Origin of the sequence: Saccharopolyspora rosea (genome assembly GCF_025643595.1) — a bacterium.
In the GTDB taxonomy this organism is placed as follows: domain Bacteria; phylum Actinomycetota; class Actinomycetes; order Mycobacteriales; family Pseudonocardiaceae; genus Saccharopolyspora; species Saccharopolyspora rosea.
In genome coordinates this window covers 5,696,363-5,720,273 of record NZ_CP102826.1, presented here as the reverse complement: position 1 = coordinate 5,720,273, position 23,911 = coordinate 5,696,363, and the positions used below count along the sequence as shown (strand labels likewise).

At 71.8% G+C, this 23,911-nt stretch carries 19 protein-coding genes; 15 read left to right on the top strand and 4 right to left on the bottom strand.

Annotated features, from left to right (window positions below):
* Positions 1-29: 29 nt before the first annotated feature.
* On the top strand, positions 30-2,057 hold the full coding sequence (locus NV263_RS26505; RefSeq protein ID WP_263249372.1) for a hypothetical protein: 2,028 nt from the start codon (positions 30-32) through the stop codon (positions 2,055-2,057).
* A 9-nt stretch (positions 2,058-2,066) separates the two neighbouring features.
* Here the strand turns inward: NV263_RS26505 and NV263_RS26500 are convergent, their stop codons facing one another.
* Complete coding sequence (locus NV263_RS26500) at positions 2,067-2,540, bottom strand: metallopeptidase family protein (protein ID WP_263249370.1); 474 nt, start codon at positions 2,538-2,540, stop codon at positions 2,067-2,069.
* A gap of 125 nt (positions 2,541-2,665) precedes the next feature.
* Between NV263_RS26500 and NV263_RS26495 the strand changes: the two genes are divergently transcribed.
* The 7 genes from NV263_RS26495 (at position 2,666) to NV263_RS26465 (ending at position 9,909) form a co-directional block, all read left to right on the top strand.
* Positions 2,666-3,025 (top strand): DUF3499 domain-containing protein, encoded by a 360-nt coding sequence (locus NV263_RS26495; protein ID WP_263249369.1) that lies wholly within the window; start codon positions 2,666-2,668, stop codon positions 3,023-3,025.
* 107 nt (positions 3,026-3,132) lie between these two features.
* On the top strand, positions 3,133-4,482 hold the full coding sequence (locus NV263_RS26490; protein WP_263249367.1) for a phosphomannomutase/phosphoglucomutase: 1,350 nt from the start codon (positions 3,133-3,135) through the stop codon (positions 4,480-4,482).
* 64 nt (positions 4,483-4,546) lie between these two features.
* Positions 4,547-4,762, top strand: a complete 216-nt coding sequence (locus NV263_RS26485) for a Trm112 family protein (protein ID WP_263249366.1) — start codon at positions 4,547-4,549, stop codon at positions 4,760-4,762.
* Between the two features lie 5 nt (positions 4,763-4,767).
* Positions 4,768-5,847, top strand: a complete 1,080-nt coding sequence (locus NV263_RS26480) for an SIS domain-containing protein (RefSeq protein WP_263254377.1) — start codon at positions 4,768-4,770, stop codon at positions 5,845-5,847.
* Between the two features lie 113 nt (positions 5,848-5,960).
* Positions 5,961-7,211, top strand: coding sequence for a mannose-6-phosphate isomerase, class I (manA, locus tag NV263_RS26475; RefSeq protein WP_263249365.1), 1,251 nt, complete (start codon positions 5,961-5,963; stop codon positions 7,209-7,211).
* 109 nt (positions 7,212-7,320) lie between these two features.
* Positions 7,321-8,244, top strand: a complete 924-nt coding sequence (locus tag NV263_RS26470) for a cation diffusion facilitator family transporter (protein WP_263249364.1) — start codon at positions 7,321-7,323, stop codon at positions 8,242-8,244.
* 129 nt (positions 8,245-8,373) lie between these two features.
* On the top strand, positions 8,374-9,909 hold the full coding sequence (locus tag NV263_RS26465; protein WP_263249363.1) for an amino acid permease: 1,536 nt from the start codon (positions 8,374-8,376) through the stop codon (positions 9,907-9,909).
* 190 nt (positions 9,910-10,099) lie between these two features.
* Here NV263_RS26465 and NV263_RS26460 read toward each other — a convergent pair whose 3' ends face one another.
* Entirely contained in the window at positions 10,100-12,766 is a 2,667-nt protein-coding gene (locus NV263_RS26460) for a hypothetical protein (RefSeq protein ID WP_263249362.1), read from the bottom strand.
* A gap of 205 nt (positions 12,767-12,971) precedes the next feature.
* Between NV263_RS26460 and NV263_RS26455 the strand changes: the two genes are divergently transcribed.
* On the top strand, positions 12,972-13,625 hold the full coding sequence (locus NV263_RS26455) for a dTMP kinase (RefSeq protein ID WP_263249361.1): 654 nt from the start codon (positions 12,972-12,974) through the stop codon (positions 13,623-13,625).
* A 15-nt stretch (positions 13,626-13,640) separates the two neighbouring features.
* On the opposite strand, the gene NV263_RS26450 is transcribed toward NV263_RS26455, so the two are convergent.
* A complete protein-coding gene (locus NV263_RS26450; RefSeq protein WP_263254376.1) occupies positions 13,641-14,114 on the bottom strand; it encodes an OsmC family protein in 474 nt (157 codons plus the stop codon).
* Between the two features lie 214 nt (positions 14,115-14,328).
* Between NV263_RS26450 and mtrA the strand changes: the two genes are divergently transcribed.
* The 6 genes from mtrA to secA all read left to right on the top strand — a co-directional run bounded on the left by mtrA (position 14,329) and on the right by secA (position 23,469).
* The gene (gene mtrA / locus NV263_RS26445; protein WP_317630371.1) at positions 14,329-15,006 is read left to right on the top strand and encodes an MtrAB system response regulator MtrA; all 678 of its coding nucleotides are present in this window, start codon (positions 14,329-14,331) and stop codon (positions 15,004-15,006) included.
* A 112-nt stretch (positions 15,007-15,118) separates the two neighbouring features.
* Positions 15,119-16,873 carry an MtrAB system histidine kinase MtrB gene (gene mtrB / locus NV263_RS26440; protein ID WP_263249358.1) on the top strand — a complete coding sequence of 585 codons (1,755 nt, stop codon included), beginning with the start codon at positions 15,119-15,121 and terminating at the stop codon, positions 16,871-16,873.
* A complete protein-coding gene (locus tag NV263_RS26435; RefSeq protein WP_263249356.1) occupies positions 16,870-18,588 on the top strand; it encodes an LpqB family beta-propeller domain-containing protein in 1,719 nt (572 codons plus the stop codon). The genes mtrB and NV263_RS26435 overlap by 4 nt, the downstream gene beginning before the upstream one ends.
* 59 nt (positions 18,589-18,647) lie before the next feature.
* Positions 18,648-19,334, top strand: a complete 687-nt coding sequence (locus NV263_RS26430) for a ComF family protein (RefSeq protein ID WP_263249355.1) — start codon at positions 18,648-18,650, stop codon at positions 19,332-19,334.
* 414 nt (positions 19,335-19,748) lie between these two features.
* Complete coding sequence (hpf, locus tag NV263_RS26425) at positions 19,749-20,411, top strand: ribosome hibernation-promoting factor, HPF/YfiA family (RefSeq protein WP_263249354.1); 663 nt, start codon at positions 19,749-19,751, stop codon at positions 20,409-20,411.
* Positions 20,412-20,601: 190 nt separating this feature from the next.
* Entirely contained in the window at positions 20,602-23,469 is a 2,868-nt protein-coding gene (secA, locus tag NV263_RS26420; protein ID WP_263249352.1) for a preprotein translocase subunit SecA, read from the top strand.
* On the opposite strand, the gene NV263_RS26415 is transcribed toward secA, so the two are convergent.
* A complete protein-coding gene (locus NV263_RS26415) occupies positions 23,470-23,826 on the bottom strand; it encodes an Rv3235 family protein (protein ID WP_263249350.1) in 357 nt (118 codons plus the stop codon).
* Positions 23,827-23,911 lie beyond the last annotated feature (85 nt).

Genomic DNA, 23,911 nt, shown 5'->3' with positions numbered 1-23,911 from the left:
CACCCCACCCTTGCACTACCGTGCGGGGCGTGGAACACGGTGCACGGGAAGAGGATTCGGCCGCGGAGCGCGAGGTTCCCCCGCGCTGCGAGGAGTCCGAAGAGGTCGCCGACCGCACGGCCGCGAAACCGTCACCGGTTCCCCGCGGTGCCGCGGACCCCGCGTCCGCGCCACCGCGCCGGCCCGGTGCGAGGGCGCTGATCGCCCCCGCCGCGGTGGCCGTGGCCCTGGTCGTGGTGGCCCTGGTGACCAACGGAGCGCTCGCGGCGGAGCCGCGGTTCGGCGGGGTGCTGCACGGCGGTCGGCTGCTGCCGGTGGGCGATCTGGCGACGACCTGGCGGGACTACCTGTCCGCCTGGCACCCGGTCGACGGGGGCACCGGAGCTCCCGCGTCACCGGCACTGCTCGTGCTCGCCCTGCTGGGCAGTGTTCTCGGCGGGCCTTCGGTGGTCGTCGCCGCCCTGCTGCTGTTCGACATGCCGCTGGCGGGGTTGACGGCCTACGCGGCGACGCGGCGACTCCCGGTCGCCCGGCGGTGGCGCGCGGTGGGCGCGGTGGCCTACGGGTTGCTCCCGGTCGCCGCGTCGTCCGCGGCGCAGGGGCGGCTCGACGTGGTCGTCGCGCACGTCCTGGTGCCGCCGGTGCTCGCCGGCATCGCGTCAGTGCTCGGCCTCACCGAGCCGAAAACCGGGCAGTGGTTGGGAAGCGCGTGCCTCACCTCGCTCGGCGCGGCCGTGCTCGGAGCGTTCAGCCCCCTGCTGCACCTGGCGGTGCTCGTGCTGGCGCTGATCGGCTACGTCGCGACACCGGGCGCGGCGGAACGCAGGCGCGCCGCCGGGGTGGCGGCCGTGGTCCTGCTGTCCGTGGCCTGCCTGCTGCCGTGGCCGACCGTCCTGTTCCGGGATCCGGCGATCCTGCTGCGCGGACCGGGTGCCCAGGTCGCCGAACCCCCGGCGGGTCCGTGGCTGCTGGCGCTCAGCCCGGACGGGACACCGGCCGGTTGGTCCGGAGCGGTGGTGGTGCTCGCCGCCGTCACCGCGCTGGTGCTGGCGCCGTCGCGGCGGATGGTGCCGGGTGTCGTGGTCGCGGCCGTCGGGTGGGCGCTGGCCGCGGTCGTCGGTTCGGCGTCGACCACCCCGATCGGCGGGGGCGCGCCGACCCCGGGCTGGGCCGGTGCGCCGCTCGTGCTCGCGGCGGCCGGGTGCGTCTGGGTCGTCCTGTCGGCGGGCGCACCGCGAGTTCCGGTCCGCGCGCTCGTTCCGGTGCTGGTCACCGGTCTGGTGCTGCTGGCTTCCGGGGCCGCGTGGGCCGGGGCGGTCGGGCCGCTGCGCGCCGGGGGCGGTGCCGCGCTGCCGGGAACGGTGCTCGTGCTCCCGACCGGGACGGCACCCGCCCGGCTCCTCGAACCCGGGCACCCGCGCTTCGGCGACGACGACCTCGTGCCGGTGCCCACCGCGGTCGACTGGCTGAACGGCGTGCGGGCCGACCTGCGGTCCGGTGACGCCGGGCGCGTCCGTTCCGCGATCGCCTCGGCGGCGGCCAGGGGAGCGGAGTTCGTCGCGACCCCCGACGCCGCGCGCATCCGCGACCTGGCCGGCGGCCTCGTCACCGACCGGGGCGGACTCGCCGACGGCACGCCGCTGCTGCACCTCGAACTGCCCAGCAGCCCGGTCAAGCTGCTGGGCCCGGACCTCGCGCGGCACGCCCGCACCGAGGCCGCGCCCGCACCGGAGGCGCGGCCGCTGCCGGTCGAGGGCCGCCCGCCGCACGTCGCGTTCCGGGTGTCCGAAGGCGGGCTCGGCCGCACCCTGCTGCTCGGCGCGGAGAACGAACCCGGCTGGCGGGCCGTCGTCGACGGCCGGGAGTTCCCGCTGGCCACCGCCTGGGGCCACCAGGTGGCGGTGCCGTTGCCCGCCCGCGCGGCCGAGGTCGAGGTCGACTACACCGAGGTCCCCCGCACCGCGCTGCTGATCCTCCAGGCCGCGGCGATCCTGTTCACCGCCGTGGCCGCCCTCCCCGAACTGCGCAGGCGGCGCAAGCGGACCCGCGCGGGGTGACGCGGGCGGTCACTGGCCCTCGATGACGTCGGGGTCCAACCCCAGGTAGGTGGCGACCTGTTCGACCAGGACGTCGTGGAGCAGGTCGGCCATGTCCGTGCCGTCGCGGGCGCGCGCCTCCAGGGGGCGGCGGTAGAGCACGATGCGGGCGCGGGTCGGCAGCCCGCGCCGGTCGACCCCGGCCGGCACCAGCCGGGCCAGCGGCACGTTGGCGTCGACGACCACGTCGTCGTCCCACACCACCTTCTCCGGAGAGGTGGTGTTGATCTCGGGGACCTCGTCCACCGCGACGTCGAGCTCGGTCAGCTCCGCGTGCCAGCGCTGCTCGATCGGCTCCAGGGCCTCCAGCACCAGCGCGTCGAACCGCTGCGAACGGCTGCGGGCCACCGGCACCGACGAGGGGTACAGCGGTCCTCGCAGGCCACGGCCGCGCCGATCCCGCCGCGAGCGGCTTCGGCGCCGAGATCCACGTGCGGTCACCACGGGGTGAGGGTACGCCTTCGGCCCCCTGGTCGTGGCAAGCCGCCGCCCGGTGTTCGCCGTGTCCGAGCTCGGCGATTCCGCGTGCCTGCGGCACGCCGCGGACCGAGGGCGCTATCGTGCCTGTCGTGCGGAGCGTGAGGCGTTGCTCGCGGACCGGGTGTACCAACCCGGCAGTCGCCACGCTCACTTATGCCTATGCGGACTCCACCGCGGTGGTCGGTCCGCTGGCCACGTACGCGGAACCGCACAGCTACGACCTGTGCGAGGCGCACGCGCTGCGGCTGACCGCGCCGAAGGGCTGGGAGGTCGTGCGGCACGAGGGCGAGTTCGCGGTGCCGGAGCCGTCGGACGACGACCTGACCGCGCTCGCCGAGGCCGTCCGCGAGGCGGGTCGGGCCGACCGGCCCGTCGATCCGCCGGACGTCCCAACCGGCGGCATCCGGCGGGGCCACCTGCGTGCGCTGCCCGACCCCGTGGACGAGTGAGCACCGTGACGAACAGCTCGCGAGCGTCCAGCAGTCGCCATTCCGGTCCCGATCGCCGGTAGGCTCGGATCACGTCGTGGCTGGCCGATAGTGGGGAGTGTGGCAGCGTGCGGGACCTGACCGGGATCGTCAAGGCGTACGACATCCGGGGAGTGGTGGGTGACGAGCTCGACGCGGAGGTCGTGCGCGAATTCGGTGCCGCGTTCACCCGGCTGGTCGGCGGCCCGGCGATCGTCGTCGGGCACGACATGCGGGAGTCCTCGCCCGGCCTGGCGGCGGCGTTCGCCGAGGGCGTGACCGGCCAGGGCATCGACGTGGTCAACATCGGCCTGGCCAGCACCGACATGCTGTACTTCGCGTCCGGGCACCTCGACCTGCCCGGGGCGATGTTCACCGCCAGCCACAACCCCGCCCGCTACAACGGCATCAAGCTCTGCCGCTCCGGCGCCGCGCCGGTCGGCCAGGACAGCGGCCTGTCGGAGATCCAGGAGCTGGTCACCCACGGCGTGCCCGAATTCCTCGGCGCCAAGGGGTCGGTCACCGAGCGGAACATGGTCGCCGACTACGCCGAGTTCCTCCGCGGGCTGGTGGACCTGCGCGGGATCCGGCCGCTGAAGATCGTCGTCGACGCGGGCAACGGGATGGGCGGGCACACCGTGCCCACCGTGTTCGAGGGGCTGCCCGTCGAAGTCGTCCCGATGTACTTCGAGCTGGACGGCACCTTCCCGAACCACGAGGCCAACCCGCTGGACCCGGCCAACCTGGTCGACCTGCAGGCCAAGGTCCGCGAGGTCGGCGCCGACGCCGGGCTGGCCTTCGACGGCGACGCCGACCGCTGCTTCGTCGTCGACGAGAACGCCGACCCGGTGGCGCCCAGCGCGATCACCGCGCTCGTCGCGGTCCGCGAGCTGGCCAAGGAACCCGGCGCCACGATCATCCACAACCTGATCACGTCCCGGGCCGTTCCCGAGATCATCGCCGAGCACGGCGGCAACCCGGTCCGCACCCGCGTCGGCCACTCGTTCATCAAGCAGACCATGGCCGAGACCGGCGCCATCTTCGGCGGCGAGCACTCCGCGCACTACTACTTCCGCGACTTCTGGCGCGCCGACTCCGGGATGCTCGCCGCGCTGCACGCGCTGGCCGCGCTGGGTGGGCAGGACCGGCCGCTGTCCGAGCTGATGGCCGAGTACACCCGGTACGCCGCCTCCGGCGAGATCAACTCCACCGTCGACGACCAGCAGGCCCGGATGCGGGCCGTCGCGGACGCGTTCCGTGACCGCAATGGCGCTCGTATCGACGAACTCGACGGGCTTACCGTGGAGTTGTCGGACGGTTCCTGGTTCAATTTGCGCCCGTCCAACACCGAGCCGCTGCTCCGGCTCAACGTGGAAGCGAGGGACACAGCCGCCATGACCGCACTGCGCGACGAGGTGCTCGCGGTCGTCCGCGGCTGACCATCGACGTCGACCGGACGGCCGGAACGCGAGCCCCGGCCCGGGGCGACCTTGGGAGGACGATGTGGCCGTTGACCTGGAACCGCAGTTGCTGGAGATCCTGGCCTGCCCGTGCCCGCAGCACGCCGCGCTGCGCCCCGGATCGGCAGATGATCCGCAGGCCGACTACCTGACCTGCACCTCCTGCGGCCGCGGCTTCCCGATCCGGGACGGCATTCCGGTGCTGCTGCTGGAGGAGGCGGTGGGCGGGCCCGTCCCCGGTGGATCCGGGAAGGGGTGACGCTGGTGCTGGACGACAGCCTGTTCGACGACCCGGCTCGGCTTGCCGACGTGGACAACCGGGGTCTGCTGCGCCACGCCGCACTCGCCGGTGCCCAGGTGCGCGCGGCGACCGAAACCGCGACCGAGGTCGGGCTGGACGACCTCGCCGAAGGCCGCCCCCGGGCGCTGGTGCTGATCGCCAGGCCAGGGATCGCGCTCGGGGTCTGCCGACTGCTGGCGGCGCTGGCCGGACCCCGCTGCCCGGTCCCGGTGGTGATCAGCGACGCGGCGCCGGCCTGGGTCGGTGCGCTGGACGTGGTGTTCGCGCACAGCGACGACGGCGGTGACCAAGCGCTCGCCGAGTCCGTCTCGGTGGCGTGCCGCCGCGGCGCGACCGTGGTGCTGCCGATGGCGGACGACGGTCCGGTCGCCGCCGCGGGCGCGGGTCGCGCGAGGCTGCTGCCACCGCGGATCCCCGTGCCGCCGGAGCTGTCGTTCGCCCACGTCTTCGCCGCCGGGCTGAACGTGGTGAATGCGCTGGGACTGGTGCGCGCGGACACCGAGGCGCTGGCCGACGAACTCGACCACGAGGCCGAGCGGGCCCACCCGAACCACGAACCGCTGGTCAACCCGGCGAAGACGCTCGCGCTGCGACTGGCCGACCGGTCCCCGCTGCTGTGGGGCCTCGACCCGGTCGCCACGGCGGTGGCCGAGCACGGCGCCTACGCACTGGGCTGCCACGCCGGCGTGCCCTGCGACGTCAGCGCGTACCAGCAGGCAGTGACGCGCCGCGCGCTGCACCGCGCGGCGGCCGCGCTCGGTTCCGAAGCCGATCTGTTCGCCGATCCCGACGAGGCCGTCGGGGCGCTGCTCCGGGTCTTCCTGGTCAGCGCCCGCTACGACGCCGCGAGCGAAGCGCACGAGCGCGCCGCGACGCGCGACCTGCCGGGAGCCGACCTCATCACGCCCGGCGAGTCGGTGCGCGACGACGCAGTGCTGCGCTCGGCGGTGCTGGCCGCCCGCTTCGACCTGGCCGCGGTCTACCTGGGCCTGGCGGCCGGAACCCTCAACGGGCCGGGCTGGCCCGCCCTGGCCATGCACTGAGGGGAACCTCCGGGACGTCCGGCGATGCGACCCGTCGAGGCGTCGCGGTGTGCTGTGCTGGAATCCCCGTGCGCGGGTGGACGAGCAGGCGAGACGAGGAAGCGAGAAAGACAGTGGAGCTACTGCGAAACGCGGTGCGCCCCTACGCGTGGGGCTCGCGCACCGCGATCGCGGACCTGCTCGGCCGCCCGGTCCCGACGCCCCACCCCGAGGCCGAGCTGTGGATGGGTGCGCACCCCGGTGACCCCTCCCGGGTGGTCCGGCCGGACGGCACGGAGCTGTCCCTGCTCGCGCTGCTGGAAGCCGACCCGGAACACCACCTCGGCTCGGCCTGCGTGCGCAGGTGGGGTGGTCGGCTGCCGTTCCTGCTCAAGGTCCTGGCCGCGGACGAGCCGTTGAGCCTGCAGGCGCACCCGTCAGCCGAGCAGGCGGCCGAGGGCTTCGCCAGGGAGGAAGAGGCCGGCATCGCGCGCAACGCGCCGAACCGCAACTACCCGGACCCGACCGCGAAGCCCGAACTCGTCTGCGCGCTCACCGAATTCCACGCGCTCGCCGGTTTCCGCGACGCGCAGCGCACCGTGCGATTGCTCGACGTCCTCGACGTGCCGAGCCTGCGCGCGCATCGGGATCTGCTCGCCGCGCAACCCGATGCCAGCGGGCTGCGCGCGCTGTTCACGACGTGGATCACGTTGCCGGAGCACTACCTGCGCGACGTGATGCCGGAGCTGCTCGAAGCGTGCGTGGCGCACGTCCGTTGCCGCGGCGAGTTCGCGCTGGAGTGCCGGACCGTGCTGGAACTGGGCGAGGCGTACCCCAACGACGCCGGGGTGTTGGCCAGCCTGCTGCTCAACCGCCTCGTGCTGCAGCCGGGGGAGGCGATCTTCCTGCCCGCCGGGAACCTGCACGCGTACCTGAACGGTACGGCGGTGGAAATCCTGGCGAACTCCGACAACATCCTCCGCTGCGGCCTGACGCCCAAGCACGTCGACGTGCCGGAACTGCTGCGGGTGCTGGACTTCGGGTGCGGCGACATGCGGGTGCTCAAGGGGGAGTCGCTCGACGCCAACCGCACCGTCTACCACGCCCCGGCCGAGGAGTTCGTGCTGTCCAGAATGGACTGGAATCCGGCCGAGCGGGGAGCCGTCCGGCTGGACTCCGGGGGGCCGCAGATACTCCTGTGCACCAAGGGCAGCGTGCGGCTGACCAGCACCGCCGGCAACGGCTCGCTGCCCGCAGAGCTGGTGCTGCCCCGCGGGCAGTCGGTGTGGCTGGCCGCGGGCGACCCGGCGGTGGAGATCCGTTCCCACGAACTGGACGACAGCGGCAGCGCCCAGGTGTTCCACGCCGCGTCCGGCGCGCTCTGACCGACCTCGCCCGAGCAAGCACCCGCACACCGGACTCCGGGTAGATTGCCTCCCGAAATCACGCGGTCGGCGTGCCGCCGGCCGCCCAGTGCCGATTCGGGGAGACACAGTGTCAGCAGCAGGCGGGGCCAAGGCCATCATCGCGGCGCTGGCCGCGAACGCGGGTATCGCGCTGGCGAAGTTCGTCGGGTTCCTGTTCACCGGTTCGTCGTCCATGCTCGCGGAGTCCGTGCACTCCCTCGCCGACACCTCCAACCAGGGGTTGTTGCTGCTCGGGCGGAAGACGTCGCGGCGCAAGCCCACCGCCGAGCACCCGTTCGGGTACGGGCGGGACCGGTTCTTCTACTCGTTCGTGGTGGCGTTGCTGCTGTTCAGCCTGGGATCGGTGTTCGCCCTGTACGAGGGGATCCACAAGATCCAGCATCCGGAGCCGCTGCACAACGTCGTCGCCGCGGTGGCCATCCTCGTCGTCGCGATCGCGCTGGAGGGCTACAGCTTCCGCACCGCGATCAAGGAGTCGGCGCAGCTCAAGGGTGAGTTGAGCTGGTGGCGCTACGTGCGCCAGGCCAAGGCGCCGGAACTGCCGGTCGTGCTGCTGGAGGACACCGGCGCTCTGGTGGGCCTCGTGCTCGCGCTCGGCGGTGTGGGGCTCACACTGCTCACCGGCGACCCGGTGTGGGACGGCGTCGGCACGGTGTGCATCGGTGCCCTGCTCGGTGCGATCGCGATCGTGCTGATCGTCGAGACCAAGAGCCTGCTCATCGGCGAGGGCGCGACCCGGGAGGTGCTCGACGAGATCATTGGTGAGCTGTGCGGGGGCCGGGTCGAGACGGTGATCCACATCCGGACGCAGTACCTCGGACCGGACGAACTGCTGGTCGCCGCCAAGATCGGCCTGTCCCCCTCGCTGTCGGTCGCGGACGTGGCTGCCGAGATCGACGCGGCCGAGGCCCGGGTGCGGGCGCAGGTGCCGGCCGCGCGGCTGATCTACCTGGAGCCCGACCTGGAGCGCACCCGCGCCGTGACCCGCTGATCACGCGGGTGAGTGCCGAGTCACAACGCGTTAACGAATTGCTTCGCCGTCCCAGAACCGAGCGTGCCGCTTGCAACACTGCCGGGTTAAGGTGCGACCCACCGTTTGAGTGAATGAGGGAGGGCGACAGTGCCAGGCACTGGGCTGTGGCGGACGAAGTCGGTCGAGCAATCGATATTGGAGACCGACGAGCCGGACACCAAACTTCGCAAAAACCTCGGCGCCAAGGACCTCATCGTCTTCGGTGTCTCCGTGGTCATCGGCGCCGGCATCTTCACGCTGGCCGCCAGGACGGCCGGTGACCTGTCCGGCCCCTCGGTGTCGGTGGCGTTCGTGCTCGCCGCGATCGCGTGCGGCTTCGCCGCGCTGTGCTACGCCGAGTTCGCCTCCACCGTTCCGGTCGCGGGCAGCGCCTACACCTACTCCTACGCCACGTTCGGCGAGTTCATCGCCTGGATCATCGGCTGGGACCTGGTGCTGGAGTTCGCGGTGGCCGCCGCGGCGGTCGGCAAGGGCTGGTCGACCTACCTGCAACAGGTGTTCGGCCTGATCGGGCTGGACGTGAGCACGGAGCTGAACCTGGGCCCGGTGCAGTTCGACTGGGGCGCCGTGCTGCTCATCGTGGTGCTGACCACCCTGCTCGCGCTGGGCACCAAGCTGTCCGCCCGGGTCAGCCTGGTCATCACCACCATCAAGGTGGCCGTGGTCCTGCTGGTGATCGTGGCGGGCATCGCCTACATCCACCCGGCCAACTACAGCCCCTTCATCCCGCCGGCCAAGGCCGCGTCCGACAGCGCCGGCTCGGGCCTTGAGCAGTCCCTGCTGTCCCTCATCCTCGGCGGGCAGACCAGCACCTACGGCATCTTCGGCCTGCTGGCCGGCGCGTCGCTGGTGTTCTTCGCCTTCATCGGCTTCGACGTGGTCGCCACCACGGCCGAGGAGACGCGGAACCCGCAGAAGGACACCCCGCGGGGCATCTTCGGCTCGCTGGCGATCGTCACGGTGCTCTACGTCGCGGTCGCCCTGGTGGTCACCGGCATGGCGAAGTACAGCGACCTGACCACCAAGAACGGCACCCGCGCCACGCTGGCCACCGCGTTCGAGCTCAACGGTGCGAACTGGGCGGCGACGATCATCTCCGTGGGCGCGCTGGTCGGTCTGATCACCGTGGTCATGGTCATGCTGCTGGGCCAGATCCGGATCCTGTTCGCCATGTCCCGCGACGGCCTGGTGAGCCGCTCGCTGGCCAAGACCGACCCGAACCGCGGCACCCCGGTGCGCGCGACCGTGCTGGTCGGTGCCGTCGTCGTGGTGGCGGCAGGCTTCTTCCCGGCGGACAAGCTGGAGGAGATGGTCAACGTCGGCACGCTGTTCGCCTTCGTCCTCGTCTCCGGCGGCGTGATCATCCTCCGGCGGAGCCGTCCCGACCTGCCGCGCGGTTTCCGGGCGCCGCTGGTCCCGGTGGTGCCGATCCTGGCGATCCTCGCGTGCGTCTGGCTGATGCTGAACCTCACCGCGCTGACCTGGGTGCGTTTCGTGGTCTGGATGCTCGCCGGGATGGTGATCTACTTCCTGTACGGGCGTTCGCACTCGCGTCTCGGCCGCGGTGAGCTCGCCGACGTTCCCCCCGTCGAGGAGAGGGGATCGACTTCGTCGTCGGAGTGATCCGAGGAGCGGTTCCAGGCGGCGTCGTCCGGTGATCGGGCGGCGCCGCCTTTTCTCCGGGCGCTGATTCGAACACGAGTTCGCCTGGTCGAGTGATGATCTGCGCTGGTGGCGCGGGGATCATCGGTGGCATGACTCAGCACACATCCGCAGCATCGATCCGCGGAGCCCGCCGAGGGCCGGGCTCCGGTCAGTTCTCCGAAAGGCGCAGCGCCATACCGCGTTCCCACGGCGCCGTGCGGCCACGGGGTTCGGTGATCTCCGGCGGTACGGCGGGACCGGTGCGCGTGTCGGTGTCCTGCGGCGCGGCTCCTGGTGAGGACTCGGTGGACTCGGCCGCGTCCGGTGTCCGCTGGGTGGGCTCGTCGTCCGCGGGTGCCTCGGTCCGGTCCTCGGTCTGCTGGGCGAGTTCCTCGACCGAGTCCGAGAGGGATCCGCCGTCGCCGCCCTGAGCGTGCAGGCGCGGGCCGTCCGGGGACTTCTGCCTGGGCTGCTGGACCGGTGCGCTCGTCGGAGTCGGGGTCTTGGACTGGAGCGGGAGCGCTGCGCAGCGCACCGGGGTCTCCAGGCCGGCTGCCATCGCCACCGCGCGGTCCCACTCCGGGTCGCCGGTGTAGTCGGTGTGCGCCATCACGCCGGGCGCCCAACGCCGGGAGGAAAACGGTCCGCGCTGCGGGTCCGGGAGCCAGTGGTCGCCGCCGAGCACCAACGCGCCGGTCGGGCCACGGGTCGCCGCGGGCAGCGGCCCTTCGGAACCGTCCGGGCGCAGCCCGACGCCGATGAGCATGCCGTCGTAGACCTGGCGGTTCCAGGTGGTGACCGCGCCGCCCAGCGGGTCGGTGCCCCGGCACAGCGACCGCCAGCGGCCGCCGAGCGAGCCGGCGAGGTCCCGCAGCGACCGGTGCGGGACCACGGCGGGGAAGGCGCGCGGGTAGGCCCACTGGAGTTGGGAGCCCGCGGTCACCAGCCCGACGCGTTCGCGGTCTTCCTCGGGCAGCGTCTCCAGCAGGCGTGCGGTGGCCACCGCGGCCAGCAGGCTGCCCTGGCTGTGCCCGACGAGCACGACGCGGGTGTTCGGGTCGCTGAGGTGGTCCTTGGCCCGGGCCGCGAGTTCGGGGATGACCTTCAGCGCGTAGCACGGCGGCACGACCGGATGCGCCTCGCGCGGCCAGAACAGCGACAGATCGGACAGCACGCCGAGGTAGCGGGCAGCGGTCCGCTGCCGGGCCGCGATGTACACGACGCGGAGCAGCCCGCCCGCCAGGGTTGCCAGGGCGCCGACGCCGAGCGCGACGAGCCAGTCGGGCCAGAGCGCGTCGGCGGGCATGCCGACCAGGCGGGAGACGAGCGTCAGCACGGTGCTGAACGCCAGCACCCCGGCGATGAGGAGGAGGACGTGGTGCGAGTAGCGGCGTTGCAGATCCGCCCACTTCCACGCGTTGGCCGCGGCCCGCTGGTCGGTCTGTCGACCGGCGTGCAGCAAGGAGACCTCGGCGGGGATCATGTCGTCGCCCTTGGGAGCGCGCAGCCGCGTGACCAGCGTCCAGACGGCCATCCCGGCGCCGCCGACGAGCAGCAGCACGGTCGCGATCCCCCAGAAGACCGTGACGTCGTCGTACCCGGCGGGGAGCTGCAGAGCCGGATCACCGAGCGCCTTGCGGACGGTCAGCGCGAATCCGGCGCCGAAGCCGTTCCCGAGCATGCACGCGATCATCAGCATCGGTGCGCTCATCCACCCGCCTGCCCACGGGCGCAGCCGCGAGGGCAGTGAAGCCCACGCCGACCTGGCGAGCAGCGCGGCGGGGACCAGCAGCACGGCCACCACGAGGCAGCAGGTGATCAGGCCGACCGTGATCAGGTCGATCGTGCTCCCGGAGCCGTCCAGCGGGTGGTCGAGCGAACCGGGCATCAGGGCGACGGAGGTGAACACGAGCGCGGCGACGGTCATCAGCGTGCGGCGCTGGGGACGACCGAGGGCGACTCGTCCGCGTCGACCCTCCTCGGTGGAGTAGAGGTTGGCGGGATCGTCGATGGCAACAGTGCCGACGAGTGCGATGACGAGCAGCGCGGCGGCGGCCAGCCACCGCGGATCGAGGGAGGGGGTAAGCGGTCCACCCAGCACCAGAAGGGCCACAGTGGACAGTGCTGCGGTGATGTGCATCGCCCGGAGTGCCGGGGTGTCCGGGTCGGCGACCACATTGGCGCCCGGAAGCATCGGGGCCCGGCCGGACTCCTGCGCGGCCTCGCGGGCACCTGCCGACACGCGCCACGACACACCGGAGATCCGGTACATCAGCAGCACCGCGAGACCAACGGGGAGGAGGGTGATCGCCGAACGCACCACGTCGAGATGGCGCACCGCGTCCGGGACGAAGGTCAGGCATTGCGCACCCGGGCTCAGGCACTGCGCGGCCACCAGGTCGAGACCGATCACGGTGAGCTGGGCGACGAACAGCATCGTCAGCAGCAGCGCCGACAACCGCATCACCGCCCGCAACACCCCCGAGATCAGGCCGCCGACGCGGTCTCCGGGGCGGACGGGCGGCAGCATCCAGTGCGCGACGTTGGCCAGGGCGAACGGGAACAGCAGCGCCCACGACGCCTTCGCCAGCCCGCCGGACGTCATGCCGCCCCACACGTAGCCCTCGACGACGCGGGGCACCGAGCCGTCACCGGCTGGCAGGTTGGGGCCTTCGACGGGTCTGCGCAGTCGGTCTGCTGGGCGCACGATCCGTCCGACGCCGTCACCGGCGACGTCCACGGATGCCACGGAATCGGTGAGTGCGTTGCCGGTGGTGCCGAGGATGCCGTGCACCCGCAGCTCGACCACGCGGGTGTCGCGCCCGGGTGCCTGCACTGCTCCTCCTGCGGGTTGATCTTCGTGGCCGGTGGTGATTCTCCACCGGAGATCGGCGCATTGGCGAGGGCTCTCGGTCCGATTGTGATCGGGCGAGGTGGCCCGTGTCTTCGATTCCGCACAGTTCGTACCCGTGCACGGAGCGCCAGGCGGCAGCCGGGAGTCGGCCCCGAGGTGTGGCGGGGGCTCGGCTACCGTCGTCGACGTGGGGCGACTCATCGTGATCGAGGGACTGGACGGGGCCGGGAAGCGGACGCTCGCCGACGGGCTCACGGCCGAACTGGCAGCTCGCGGACACTCCGTGGCCAGGACCGCCTTCCCGCGCTACGCCGACGACATCCACGCCGAGCTCGTCGGCGAGGCGTTGCGCGGTCGGCACGGTGACCTCGGCGAGTCGGTCCACGGCGTGGCCGTGCTGAATGCGCTCGACCGCCGCGCGGCCGCCGAGCCGTTGCGCGCCGACCTGCGGTCGTACGACATCGTCCTGCTGGACCGCTACGTCGCGTCGAACGCCGCCTACGGTGCCGCGCGCCTGCACCAGGACGCCCACGGCGACTTCGTCGCCTGGGTGCGCGAGCTGGAGATCGAGCGTTTCGCCCTGCCTCGGCCGGATCTGCAGATCCTGCTGCGCGTTCCGGTCGACGTCGCGGCGCGGCGCGCCGAGCACCGGGAACGGACCGAAGTGGACCGCGGCCGGGACAACTTCGAATCCGACTCGGCGCTGCAACAGCGCTGCGGTGAGGTGTACGCGCAGCTCGCCGCGGAGAACTGGTGGTCTCCGTGGGTCGTGGTGGACGGCGCCGACCGGGTCGACTTCGCCGACCTCGTCGACGAGCACGTCATGGCCCCGGGCCGCTGAGCGTTCGCGCAGACCTCAACCGGCGACGCGGACGGCCGGTTCGTGCCGAACCGGAAAGTTGACCGAGTTCGCGATGAAGCACTTGCGGTGGGCCTGCCGGTGCAGCGAGATCGCCCTGGACCGCATCGACTCGTCGGCCACGGTGATCTCCGGTCGTAGCACCACTTCGGTGAAACGCCCAGCACCGTCGCGTTCCTCGGTCATCGCGCCGCGCGCCACGTCGCGGTATTCGGTGACCACGACTCCGCTCGCCGCGCACAGGCCGAGGTACCACAGCATGTGGCACTGCGACAGGGAAGCGACCAGGAGGTCTTCGGGATTCATCCGGTGCGCGTCTCCGCGGAATGCCGGGTCCGCCGACCCGTGCAACACGGGTTTGCCCGGCACTTCCACGGTGTGATCACGGCTGTACGAGGTGTAGTCGGCGGTTCCGCTGCCGGTGTTGCCGGTCCACGTCACGGTCACCGCGTAGTCGTGCTGCTCGGCCATGGCCCGTTTCTCCTTCCGCCGCCAACTCGGATTCTGCTCGCACGCCGGGCTGGCCACCGCGCGCAGCTGGTGGTGCTGGCGCAGCGTCGACCACAATTCGACTACTCCGTTCGGCGGTACCCAGTGGTTCGCGTCGGAGTCGGGGGAGCGACCTGCGACGATGATCTCCGGGTGCGTGTTCGGCATCCGGATGAGTAGTGCAACCATGTTGGGCATGAAGGCACGCGTGCTCGTGGTGGACGACGATCCGGCCCTGGCCGAAATGCTGACCATCGTGCTCCGCGGCGAGGGGTTCGAGACCGCCGTCGTCAGCGATGGCACGAAGGCGCTGCCTGCCCTGCGGGAACTCAAGCCGGATCTGGTCCTGCTCGACCTGATGCTGCCCGGCATGAACGGCATCGACGTCTGCAAGGCCATCCGCACCGAGTCCGTCGTGCCGATCGTGATGCTGACCGCCAAGAGCGACACCGTCGACGTCGTGCTCGGACTGGAGTCCGGTGCGGACGACTACGTGGTCAAGCCCTTCAAACCCAAGGAACTCGTCGCGCGACTGCGTGCCCGCTTGCGCCGCACCGACGCCGAACCGGCGGAGGTGCTCACCATCGGCGACATCACCATCGACGTGCCCGGCCACGAGGTGACCCGCGACGGCCAGCCCATCGCGTTGACCCCGCTGGAGTTCGACCTCTTGGTGGCGCTGGCCCGCAAGCCCCGCCAGGTGTTCACCCGCGAGGTCCTGCTGGAGCAGGTGTGGGGCTACCGGCACGCGGCGGACACCCGCCTGGTCAACGTGCACGTCCAGCGGCTGCGCTCGAAGGTCGAGCGCGACCCGGAGCGGCCCGAGGTGGTGTTGACGGTTCGCGGTGTCGGTTACAAGGCCGGCCCGCCGTGATACCACCAGGACGTGGTGGCGCCTGTTCGCGGACAGGCGCCGTTCGTTCGGCGGGCCGGTCGAGCGCTCGGTCGGTGACCGCACAGCAGCCCGGGGAACGATCGCCGTGAACATGTGGACACGACGAGGCAGCGTGGTGCGGCGTTCGCTCGCGCGTGTCCGCGAGGAGATCCGCGACCGCTGGCACCGGTTCGAGACGATGTGGCGGCGCTCGATGCAGCTGCGCGTCGTCGTCAGCACTCTCGCGCTGTCGCTGGCCGTGGTGTTCGTGCTGGGCATGGTGTTGCAGACGCAGATCACCTCGCAGCTGCTGGCCGCGAAGGAGAACGCCGCCATCGCGCAGGCCGAGTACAGCCTGCCGATCCTGGAGCGGGAGCTGACCGCGGTCGACCCCAACTCCGACGGGGTGTCCGAGCAGCTGGAAGTCGCGCTGAACCGGCTGACCACCTCGGCTTCCGGCCAGTCCACCACCGAAACCGTGGCAGGGGCCTTCGACCCGGTGCTGGTCGACGGACACGCCCCCGGAGACCGGCGCCTGCAACCGTCCGCGGGACCGATCGAGGACGTGCCGCAGGACCTGCGCCGCTACGTCGAGCGCGGCCAGCTGGCCACCCAGATCACCACCGTCCCACGTGGACACGAGGTGGTGACCATGCTCGCGGTCGGCACGCCGGTGGGCACCGCCACCCGACCGCTGCAGGTCTACCTGCTGTTCCCGCTGACCGCCGAGCAGAACACGCTCGCCGTGGTGCAGAGCACGCTGCTGGTCGGCGGGGCCGTCCTCCTGGTGCTGCTGGGGGCGATCACGAACCTGGTGACCCGTCAGGTGGTGCGCCCGGTGCGGCAGGCCGCGCAGGTCGCCGTGCAGCTCGCCGAGGGCGACCTCGACAAGCGCATGCGCGTGATCGGCGAGGACGACGTGGCGCGGCTGGCCGAGTCGTTCAACGAGATGGCCGACAGCCTCAAGCACCAGATCAAGCAGCTGGAGGAGTTCGGCCAGTTGCAGCGCAGGTTCACTTCGGACGTCTCGCACGAACTGCGCACCCCGCTGACCACCGTGCGGATGGCCGCCGACGTGCTGCACGCCTCCCGCGAGGAGTTCCCACCCGGCCTGTCCCGCTCGACGGAGCTGCTGGTGGACGAGCTGGACCGGTTCGAGTCGCTGCTGGCCGACCTGCTGGAGATCTCCCGGCTGGACGCCGGCGTCGCCGAACTCGCCGCCGAACCCCTGGACCTGCCCGAGATCGTGCGCCGGGCGGCCGAGTCGCTGCGCGCCATCGCCGACACCAGCGGCGTCGAGTTGCGCATGGACATGCCGGAACCCGAGGACCACGAGTCCGCGGACACCACGATCCTCGCCGACGCCCGCCGGGTCGAACGCATCGTGCGCAACCTGGTGGCCAACGCCATCGACCACGCCGAGGGCGGGCCGGTGGAGATCCGCTTCGGCGCGAACGCGCAGGCCGTGGCGGTGACCGTGCGGGACTACGGGGTCGGGTTGCGGCCGGGCGAGGCCGAGCTGGTGTTCACCCGCTTCTGGCGCGCCGACCCGTCCCGCAACCGCCGCACCGGCGGCACCGGCCTGGGGCTGTCGATCAGCTCGGAGGACGCCCGCCTGCACGGCGGTGTGCTGGACGCCTGGGGCGAACCCGGCGAGGGGTCGTGCTTCCGGCTCACCCTGCCGCGCCGCCCGGGCGAGCCGTTCGACACCAACCCGCTGCCGCTGCCCGACCCCCGCCGCATCGCGGCCCCCGGAGCGTTGCTGGCGGCCCGCGTCGACCCGCCCCGCGATGCCGACGTCACCGAATCCGGAATCCGCGACGAAGGCCCCGCGCGGCTGTCCGAGAGCCGGGAGGACGACGAATGATCCTGCGGCACACCCGGTCGCTTGCGTTGTTGGTGCTGGTCCTGCTCGGGGTGTCGGCCTGCGCGTCGATCCCGGAGAGCTCGGACCCCAAGGCCGTGAAGTGGGTCGACGAGGGCAACTCGACGGCGCCGATCAACCCGCCGCCGAGCGGTCTGGACCCGTTGGCGCTGGTCCGCAGCTTCGTCGACTCGGCCGCCGCACCGGAGAGCAACCACGAGGCCGCCCGACTGCACCTGACCTCGGGCGCGCAACGCGACTGGAGCCCGCCCGCCGGACTGCTGATCGTGGACAACGTGGACACCATCCCGGTGCCCCAGCCCACGTCGTCGCCCGGCGTGCAGGTGGTGAGCCTGCAGGCGGACAAGATCGGCAGGCTGCGCGCCGACCAGTCGTTCGCGCCCGAGACCGGCGAGTACCAGGTGCAGGTCCGGGTGGAGCGGCGGCCGGACGGCCAGTGGCGCATCGCGGGCCCGCCGCCGGAGCTGGTGGCCAGCCGCGCGTCGTTCACCGGCAGCTACCGGCCGGTGCCGATCTACTTCCTGGACCACGACTCGCACGGGGTCGTGCCGGACCTGCGGTACGTGGTGTCGCAGCCGGCCAGCACCCTGCCCCGCCGCGTCATGGACCTGCTGACCATGGGCCCGTCGGAGAACTTCCGGTCGGCGATGGGCACGGCGATCCCGGAGGGGGTCCACCCCAAGACCAACACCAGCGAGGCCGCGGACGGCGCGTTGGAGGTCAACCTCAGCGATCTCGGTGACGTGTCCCGCGAAACGCGGCAGCTCATCGCGGCGCAGGTGGTGTTCTCGCTGCAGAGCGTCAGCAGCGCGCGCGTCCGGTTGAAGGTCGAAGGCATGCCGATGCTGCAGGACGAACGGGACCTGCGGCCGACCGACGTCGCCGCCTACGAGACCCAGGGGGTGCCGCGCCCGGACCTGCCCGGTCTCGCCGTCGTCGACGAACGCCTGGTGTTCCTGGACCCGAAGGCGCAGCCGGTGCCCGGCCCCGCCGGGTCCGGCGAGTACGACGTGGTGCAGGCGGGGGAGTCCCCGGACGGCGCCCAGCTGGCCGCGGTCACCCGGCGGCCGGGCGGGGTGCAGCTGCGGGTCGGCCACTACGGCGAGCACCTGCCGGAGCTGCCGGTGATGGGCAGCTACATGAGCAAACCGACCTGGCGGGGCAAGTCGGAGGTGTGGACCGTCGTCGACGGCCACGACGTGGTGCGCGCGCTGGACATCGGCGGGAACTGGGTGACCGGCAGGGTCGACGCGTCGCAGTTCACGGGAGGCCGACCGATCCAGGACCTCCGCCTGTCGCACGACGGCACCCGGGCGGCCGGGGTGATCGACGGCCGGATCGTGGTCGCCGGGGTGTCCGACCACGACGGCAAGGTCGCGCTGGAACGCCCGATGGAGCTGCAGCCGCCGCAGGACGTGCGGATCACCGGCGTGGAGTGGCGCAAGAACGACTCGCTGGTCGCCATCACCGACAGCAACTCCGCGCCCGTCTTCGACGTCTCGGTCGACGGTTTCCAGTGGACCCGCTACACCTCGGCGAACCTGGGGCAGCCGGTGAAGGCGGTCACGGTCGCCCCGGGCGGGCGGGTGATCGTCGCGGACCGCAGCGGGCTGTGGGAGTCCAAGGACCCCGATGACGTGTGGTCCCTGCTGCAGGTCCCGATCGGTGGCGGGTCGATTCCCTTCTACCCGGGCTGATCCGGCGCATCCGACGCGCGTGCGCATGTCGGGCCTCGTCGACGGCGCATCATCCCCAGATGCGGATTTCCTGGCTCAACGAAGCCGTTTCCGGACTCGTCGACCTGCTCTTCCCGTTGCAGTGCGCGGGGTGCGGCGCGCCCGGGACGCAGTGGTGCTCCGGCTGCGCGCGTGAGCTCGGCGGGCTGCGCCGGGTGCACCGACCGCTGTCGGCCGGCGGGCCGCCGATGTACGCGCTCGGCCGTTACCGGGGAGCCGCCCGGCGCGCGGTGCTCGCGTACAAGGAGGCCGGGCAACGACATCTCGCGGAACCGTTCGGCCACCACCTCGCCACCGCCGTGGTCGCCCTCGCCGGGGAGATCGGGATGGAGCGCGCCTGCTGCCTGGTGCCCGCGCCCTCGCGCCGGATCGCCGCGCGGCGCCGGGGCGGTGCCCACATGACCCGGGTCGCGCACCGCGCGGCCGGTCGGCTGGCGGGGGCGGGCTGGTCGGCGCGGGTGGCGGACTGCCTGGTGACCGAGTCCGGCGCGGTCGACTCGGCGGAGCTGGCCCCCGCGGAGCGGATGGGAAACCTCAGCGGTCGGGTCCGGGCTCGGCCCGCGGACCTGCCGCCGACGGATCCGCCCGTCCTGCTGCTCGACGACGTGATCACCTCCGGCGCGACGGCGGCGGTGTGCGCGCGGGTGCTGGCCGATGTGGGAATCGGCGTAGCGGCGGTGCTGAGCCTGACCGCGACGGCGGGTTAGGACGAACGGGTACCGCGGGAACCACCTGAACGGACGCGGGAACTCAGTGGCTCCGCCACTCGTTCCCCGGGCATGAGCAGGCGCGGAGCTCTCCTTCCGGGACCTGTCGGAGCGCGACGACGACAGGCCCCCGACCGGGTGAGCAGCCGCCCGGAGGGCGGTGCGCGATCACAGGGCGCACGTGCGTGGAGCCTGCTTCGATCGGGTGCGCCAATCACTCTCAGTGGCTGCTTGACTTCGCCCGACTCGGGGGGTGTCACAAATCGGTAAAGAGAGCTAACGTGCCACTCATTCAGCCAACCCCAGGCGGCGGGAAGGAGCGGAATCCCCATGTCCCAGGCGCCGGAGTGAGCTGAGACCTCTGATCCGGCGCCGCCGTGCACCTACGGAGCACGCAAGGAACGGAGGTCGTGAATGGACATCGTCGTCAAGGGTCGCAACGTCGAGGTGCCCGATCACTACCGGGAGCACGTCAACGCCAAACTGACCCGGCTTGAGCGGTACAACCGGAAGGCCATCCGTGCGGACGTGGAGTTGTTCCACGAACGCAACCCGCGTCAGGCGAAGAACTGCCAGCGGGTCGAGATCACCCTCAAGTGCAAGGGCGCCCCGGTGCGGGCCGAGGCCAGCGCCGGCGACTTCTACGCCGCCCTGGACGCTGCCGCGGCCAAGCTGGAGAACCGCCTCCGCCGCATGCACGACCGCAAGAAGGTCCACTACGGCCAGCGCAACCCGATTTCCGTGGCCGAGGCAACGGCCGCCATGGCCCACCGGCCGGTGGCGACCGCCAGCGCCGCCGAGGGGAGAACCGCCCTGCTCGAAGCGCCGACCTCCGAATACACCGCAGAGGTGCCCGAACAGCGCTGGGCCACCGACGACGGCTACGAACCGGGCCGCGTCGTCCGGGAGAAGGAGCACTCGGCCCAACCGATGACGGTCGACCAGGCCCTCTACGAGATGGAGCTGGTCGGACACGACTTCTACCTCTTCTCCGACGCCGACAGCGGCAAGCCCAGCGTCGTCTACCGGCGCAAGGGGTTCGACTACGGCGTGATCAGACTCGCCGACACGCACTGACCAGGGCGAGTCTGCGCCAATACCGACCCCGACGGCTGTCCCCCGCGTACCGTGGTTCGCGGGGGACAGCTGCGTGCGGGTCCCGCGGCGCCGCCCCACCCGGACGGCGGGGGCGCGCTGCCAGCTCTAATACGATGGCCAGAAAGCGTCCGTGACGGACGCGTCACGATCAGCTAGTGAGGTCGACCGGATGGTCCTGTCCCGACTGCTCCGCGCCGGCGAGGGCAAGATGCTCAAGCGGCTGCGCGCGATCGCAGCCCACATCAACGAGCTCGAAGACGACGTCGTCGGGCTGTCCGACGCCGAGCTGCGGGGCAAGACCGACGAGTTCAAGCGCCGCCACGCCGACGGCGAGTCGTTGGACGAGCTCCTGCCCGAAGCGTTCGCGGTCGCCCGCGAGGGCGCCCGGCGCACCCTCGGCCAGCGCCACTTCGACGTCCAGCTCATGGGCGGCGCCGCGCTGCACCTCGGCCAGATCGCCGAGATGAAGACCGGTGAGGGCAAGACCCTCACCTGCGTGCTGCCCGCCTACCTCAACGCGATCGCCGGCAAGGGCGTGCACGTCGTCACGGTCAACGACTACCTGGCCAAGCGCGACGCCGAGTGGATGGGCCGCGTGCACCGCTTCCTCGGCCTGGAGGTCGGCGCGATCCTCGCCGACATGACGCCGGAGCAGCGGCGCGCCTCCTACGCCGCCGACATCACCTACGGCACGAACAACGAGTTCGGCTTCGACTACCTGCGCGACAACATGGCCTGGAGCCTGGCCGACTGCGTGCAGCGCGGCCACTTCTTCGCCGTCGTCGACGAGGTCGACTCCATCCTGATCGACGAGGCCCGCACCCCGCTGATCATCTCCGGCCCGGCCGACCAGTCGTCCCGCTGGTACCAGGAGTTCGCGCGGCTCGCACCGATGCTCAAGCGCGACGCGCACTACGAGGTCGACGAGCGCAAGCGGACCGTCGGTGTCACCGAAGAGGGCGTCGCGATCATCGAGGACCAGCTCGGCATCGACAACCTCTACGAGGCGGCCAACACCCCGCTGGTCGGCTTCCTCAACAACGCGCTGAAGGCCAAGGAGCTCTACAAGCGCGACAAGGACTACATCGTCCGCGACGGCGAAGTGCTCATCGTCGACGAGTTCACCGGTCGCATCCTGGCGGGCCGCCGCTACAACGAGGGCATGCACCAGGCCATCGAGGCCAAGGAAGGCGTCGAGATCAAGGCCGAGAACCAGACGCTGGCCACGATCACGCTGCAGAACTACTTCCGGCTCTACGACAAGCTCTCCGGCATGACCGGTACCGCCGAGACGGAGGCCGCGGAGTTCCAGGGCACCTACAAGCTCGGCGTGGTGCCGATCCCGACCAACGAGCCGATGGCCCGCGTGGACCAGCCGGACCTGGTCTACAAGTCCGAGCCCGCCAAGTTCGAGGCGGTCGCCGAGGACATCGAGGAGCGCTACCGCAAGGGCCAGCCGGTCCTGGTCGGCACCACCAGCGTCGAGCGCTCCGAGTACCTGGCGAAGCTGCTCACCAAGAAGGGCGTCCCGCACAGCGTCCTCAACGCCAAGAACCACCAGCGCGAGGCCGCGATCATCGCCGAGGCCGGCCGCAAGGGTGCGGTCACCGTCGCCACCAACATGGCCGGCCGCGGTACCGACATCGTGCTCGGCGGCAACGTCGACCACCTCGCCGACGCGGAGCTGCGCAGGCGCGGCCTGGACCCGGTGGAGAACCGCGAGCAGTACGAGGCCGAGTGGCCCGCGGTGGTCGAGAAGATCAAGGTGCAGGCCGAGGCCGAAGCCGACGAGGTCCGCGAGGTCGGCGGGCTCTACGTGCTCGGCACCGAGCGCCACGAGTCCCGCCGCATCGACAACCAGCTGCGCGGTCGTTCCGGACGTCAGGGCGACCCCGGCGAGTCCCGGTTCTACCTGTCGCTGGGCGACGAGCTGATGCGGCGGTTCAACGCGACCATGGTCGAGACCGTGATGACCCGGCTCAAGGTGCCCGACGACGTGCCGATCGAGCACAAGATGGTCACCCGGGCCATCCGCAGCGCTCAGACCCAGGTCGAGCAGCAGAACATGGAGATCCGCAAGAACGTCCTCAAGTACGACGAGGTCATGAACCAGCAGCGTTCGGTGATCTACACCGAGCGGCGCCGCGTGCTGGAGGGCGAGGACCTGCGCGAGCAGGTCATGCACATGCTCACCGACGTCGTCACGGCGTACGTCAACGCGGAGACCTCGGAGGGCTACGCCGAGGACTGGGACTTCGAGAAGCTCTGGACCGCGCTGAAGACCCTCTACCCCGTGTCGCTGGACTGGGAGCAGCTGGTCGAGGACGAGGAGGACCTGTCCAAGGAACGCCTGCTGGAGGTCGTCCTGGAGGACGCCCGGGCCGCCTACGACCGCCGCGAGGCCGAGGTCGACGCCAAGGTCGGCGCGGGTGCCATGCGCGAGCTGGAGCGCCGGGTGGTCCTCAGCGTCCTGGACCGCAAGTGGCGCGAGCACCTCTACGAGATGGACTACCTCAAGGAGGGCATCGGCCTGCGCGCCATGGCGCAGCGCGACCCGCTGGTCGAGTACCGGCGGGAGGGCTTCGACATGTTCCAGGCGATGCTCGACGCCCTCAAGGAGGAGTCCGTCGGCTTCCTGTTCAACGTCCAGGTCGAGGCGGCCGAACCGGAACCCGCTGCCGAGGAGCCGTCGGTGCCGGTGTCGGTCAGCCAGCCCGGCAACGGGACGCCGGACGTGCCGCAGACGCCGCAACAGCCCCAGCCGCGGGCGAAGCGCGCCAAGCCGGCCTCCGCCGGACCGGCGCTGAGCCAGCTCTCGGGCACCCCGGCGGGCGGCGACGGTGACGTCCCGTCCGCGCTGCGCGGCAAGGGGCTGGACGGGGCCCGGCCGCAGGGACTGAGCTACTCCGGTCCGACCGAGACGGGCGAGGTGCAGACCACCCGCGAGGCCGCAGGCGGCGACGCGGCGGGCAGCACCACCCGTCGCGAGCGGCGGGCGGCCGCCCGCGCGGAGGCGAAGAAGCACAAGAAGCGCTGATCACACCAGGGACAGCAGGGTGCACACCCACCTCGTGCCGTCCCGTTCCAACCGCAGCACCAGAGCCCGGGCCCGGCAGGGCGATCCGACGACCAGGCAGGCTTCCACCGTCGACTCGGCGGTGAGGCAGGCGTGGACGGAGCGCAGCCGGTAGCCCGGGCTCCGTGCTGCGTGGAGCCGGGTTCCCGCGAGCCGGAAGGCGACCGGCCCGGACACCCGGTCGCGGACCTGGCTCAGCGGTCTGCGCCCGGCCAGCACGTCCAGCAGCTGCTCACCGACGCGTGCGGCCAGCGCGGTGGCGCTCCGTTCCGCGGGCGTGGGCGCTTCCGCGCCCGTGAGGGGGGTGGCTGTTGTCATCGGCACCTCCTGACTGGGTCTCCCGCTGTACAAGAGGAGCGGAACGCCGCGCTGCGGACACTTCGCGCCCGGAAACCCCTGATCG

What these genes read in the sequence shown, in the direction of transcription:
- NV263_RS26450 (WP_263254376.1), bottom strand. Translation starts at nt 14,114, where the DNA reads ATGGCCGAGCAGCACGACTACGCGGTGACCGTGACGTGGACCGGCAAC.
- mtrA (WP_317630371.1), top strand. Translation starts at nt 14,329, where the DNA reads ATGAAGGCACGCGTGCTCGTGGTGGACGACGATCCGGCCCTGGCCGAA.
- mtrB (WP_263249358.1), top strand. Translation starts at nt 15,119, where the DNA reads ATGTGGACACGACGAGGCAGCGTGGTGCGGCGTTCGCTCGCGCGTGTC.
- NV263_RS26435 (WP_263249356.1), top strand. Translation starts at nt 16,870, where the DNA reads ATGATCCTGCGGCACACCCGGTCGCTTGCGTTGTTGGTGCTGGTCCTG.
- NV263_RS26430 (WP_263249355.1), top strand. Translation starts at nt 18,648, where the DNA reads ATGCGGATTTCCTGGCTCAACGAAGCCGTTTCCGGACTCGTCGACCTG.
- hpf (WP_263249354.1), top strand. Translation starts at nt 19,749, where the DNA reads ATGGACATCGTCGTCAAGGGTCGCAACGTCGAGGTGCCCGATCACTAC.
- secA (WP_263249352.1), top strand. Translation starts at nt 20,602, where the DNA reads ATGGTCCTGTCCCGACTGCTCCGCGCCGGCGAGGGCAAGATGCTCAAG.
- NV263_RS26415 (WP_263249350.1), bottom strand. Translation starts at nt 23,826, where the DNA reads ATGACAACAGCCACCCCCCTCACGGGCGCGGAAGCGCCCACGCCCGCG.